The following is a 2,963-nucleotide window of genomic DNA, read 5'->3' as shown; positions in this document are numbered from 1 at the left end:
AAATTGCAGTGTTTAAGACTTAAAAAACGCCAATACTGAAAATAGACAATGACTAGGGCTTCTTTTGCCTTTTTTTTCGTTTGGTAAATTTCTTAAGTATTTATGGCTAAACGACAACCGTCATCCCGCTGCTTGTTAGCGGGATCTCTTGTTAGCGCCACGGAGGTATGACGGTTCGTGGCGGCGTGACGATAAGCTCGTCATCCCACTGCTTGTTAGCGGGATCTAGAGATACCGCGAATGAATCGCGGTATGACGGTTCGCGGCGGTATGACGGTTCGCAGTGGCATGACGATAAGCTCGTCATCCCGCTACTTGTTAGCGGCTAAGAGATACCGCGAATGAATCGCGGTATGACGGTTAAGTAGGGTGTCATCCCAGTGTCACGCACTGGGATGACATTATAGGAGCACTGGGATGACACCCTCTTGGATGGAAATCAGTGTCAGATAATTTCATGACACCAGTTGTTGTAAACTCACTTTTTCTCGATTTTTTGGTTTATCTTGTCTACCTATTTTGCCACTCTGCTGAACAGATACACTCAACTAATGGTCAATACATCTTCTATTAAAAATTGTACAAATTCATTGCCATTCCAGTAATTCATAGAGATTTTACCCAAAATAGCTTTAACATTACCCTGCATGATAGCAGAGCCAAGATGAGTATTTGCAGAACGAAATGCAATAGCTCTTACCATAACATTATCATCAGCAATAAAACATTTTATATGGTCAACTCCTATAACTTCAGGCTTTCTTATCTTTGCTCCTTGGATAATAAACCTTGGTTCAGGATTTCCAACTCCAAATGGTCCCAAGCGTTGCAATTGATTCCATAAAGACAAATTTATTGCTTTAGCAGTTACTATACTATCAGCTTTTAAAGTTTTCTCATTTATAGAATTTGAAAATCTTTCAGTAAAAAAATCATGCAAATCATTTATTTTGTCTTCTTTAATTGAAAATCCTGCCGCCATACTATGGCCACCACCTTCAATAATCAAATTTATAAACTTTGCGGAAAGGACTGCAGCACCGATATCAACTCCCAAAATTGATCTACAGCTTGCTTTTCCTATTCCATTATTTAAAGATATCACTACTGTTGGCAAGTGAAACTGCTCCTTTAGCCTTGATGCAATTATACCAATTATTCCCTGGTGCCAATTGCCACTTATCATTATAAAATTCGCACCTGATTGGGCAGACTTTTCCGCTTGTGCTGTAGCTTCCAAGAGAGCCTCATTTTCTAACACTTTTCTTGCATTATTCAAATCTATTAATTTTAGCGCGATTGAATGTGCCTCTTCATCATCATCAGTGGAAAGCAACCTTGCACCAAGCGATGCTTCTCCAATTCTTCCTCCAGCATTTATGCATGGCCCAATACTAAACCCTAATCGAGAAACACTTGGTTTTTCAAGGATTCCCAAAGCATCAAATAAAACACGCAAGCCAACGTTTTTTCTTGTTGACATAACTTTTAATCCTTGTGAGACAAGTGCTCTATTGAGGCCTGTGATCTGCATAACATCACAGACAGTTCCCAGGGCAACCAAATCCAACAGATCAAATAAATCTGGTTCTTTTTTGTTGGTAAAAAATCCTTGCTCACGTAGGCTTTTATTAAGAGCAACAATTAGCAGAAATGACACTCCAACTGCTGCTAGGTTATTATAAGGAGAGCTCTCATCAAGGCGGTTTGGATTCACAACTGCTACGGCGCTTGGTAATTTTTCCGTACCAAGGTGATGGTCAACAACTATAATATCAAGACCAAAAGCCTTTGCATCTTCTATTGGTTGATATGCAAGCGTACCACAATCAACGGAAATACATAAATCAATTCCATTCTTTTTAAGTTGTAATAAAGCATCTGTGTTTAATCCATAACCCTCATCAACACGATCTGGAATGTAGATTATAGAGTGTATATCGATTGCTCTCAGGTACCTGTTAATCAATGCTGACGACGTTGCACCATCAACATCATAGTCACCAAATATTGCAAGGTTTTCATCATTTTTTATTGCCCGTATTATACGAGAAACAGCTTTATCCATATCAAGAAGGTGAAAGGGATCTGGTAATAGCGATCTGATTAGTGGATATAAGAAGTCGCTTGCATTTTCTATGTTAACACCACGAGTAACCAATATTCTTGCTAATATTTCTGGTAACTCAAATCTCTGTGTAAGAGTTAAGATTTGCCTTTGATCTGCTTCTTGCAACTTCCACAATGCATTTGTTATGCTGCGCTTTTCAATTTCAAGTAGCATATTCTTTCTTTGTAAATAAAACTACTTTACCAGAATTTTTAAGCTTGTTCTATAATTGTATTAGACTTCTGCATAACCTAAACTAAGTAGAAAAAAGGTATCATCTAAGTAGCTGACACTGGTCTCCATCCAAGAGGGCAGTAGCCCCTTCGGTGTCATTCCAGCGCGTGACCAGGTCTTTTTAGCTATCATAGGATGACAGAAGCAGACACTCCACTTTGTCGTTCCAGTGCCTCCTTTTTTTGTCATTCCAGTGCCTTGACTATTTGGATCCAGGAAAAAGAATGGTGTCATCCCAGTGCCCCTATGATGTCATCCAAGTAGCCTCCCTCTCCTGTCATCCCAGTGCTCCTTTTTTTGTCATCCGAGTAGCTGACACTGGGATCCAGGAATTTTATTAAGTTGGTAAGCATAAAAGTGTTATGTAAAATACAACGTTCTTGATGGGATTGCGTGAAATGCTGGATCCCAGTGTCTGGGCACTGGGATGACAAAGGAGGACAGTGTCAGCTACTCAGATGACAAAAAAAGGAGCACTGGGATGACATCATCCTTTTTTTGGGGTTCCAGCGTCACGCGCTACCTTCCGTATAAATATTAAAAAATTTACCAAATGAAAAAAAAGGCAAAAGAAGCCCCGTGGTTGGCTAATTACTTACATTATACTTTCAAGTATGGC

Annotated in this window: 4 protein-coding genes; all 4 read right to left on the bottom strand. The window is 39.5% G+C overall.

The window, feature by feature from the left end:
• Positions 1-151 precede the first annotated feature (151 nt).
• The 4 genes from WOCAOBSORBRA_RS05775 to WOCAOBSORBRA_RS05760 all read right to left on the bottom strand — a co-directional run bounded on the left by WOCAOBSORBRA_RS05775 (position 152) and on the right by WOCAOBSORBRA_RS05760 (position 2,778).
• A complete protein-coding gene (locus tag WOCAOBSORBRA_RS05775) occupies positions 152-307 on the bottom strand; it encodes a hypothetical protein (RefSeq protein ID WP_174516129.1) in 156 nt (51 codons plus the stop codon).
• 237 nt (positions 308-544) lie between these two features.
• Positions 545-2,284, bottom strand: a complete 1,740-nt coding sequence (recJ, locus tag WOCAOBSORBRA_RS05770; RefSeq protein WP_010962506.1) for a single-stranded-DNA-specific exonuclease RecJ — start codon at positions 2,282-2,284, stop codon at positions 545-547.
• Positions 2,285-2,344: 60 nt separating this feature from the next.
• On the bottom strand, positions 2,345-2,578 hold the full coding sequence (locus WOCAOBSORBRA_RS05765) for a hypothetical protein (protein ID WP_010962507.1): 234 nt from the start codon (positions 2,576-2,578) through the stop codon (positions 2,345-2,347).
• Positions 2,575-2,778 carry a hypothetical protein gene (locus WOCAOBSORBRA_RS05760; RefSeq protein WP_010962508.1) on the bottom strand — a complete coding sequence of 68 codons (204 nt, stop codon included), beginning with the start codon at positions 2,776-2,778 and terminating at the stop codon, positions 2,575-2,577. Before WOCAOBSORBRA_RS05760 ends, WOCAOBSORBRA_RS05765 begins: the two co-directional genes overlap by 4 nt.
• Positions 2,779-2,963: the final 185 nt, after the last annotated feature.

Source organism: Wolbachia endosymbiont of Cardiocondyla obscurior (assembly GCF_902713635.1).
GTDB lineage: Bacteria > Pseudomonadota > Alphaproteobacteria > Rickettsiales > Anaplasmataceae > Wolbachia > Wolbachia pipientis.
This window is presented reverse-complemented; position numbering and strand designations above follow the sequence as displayed.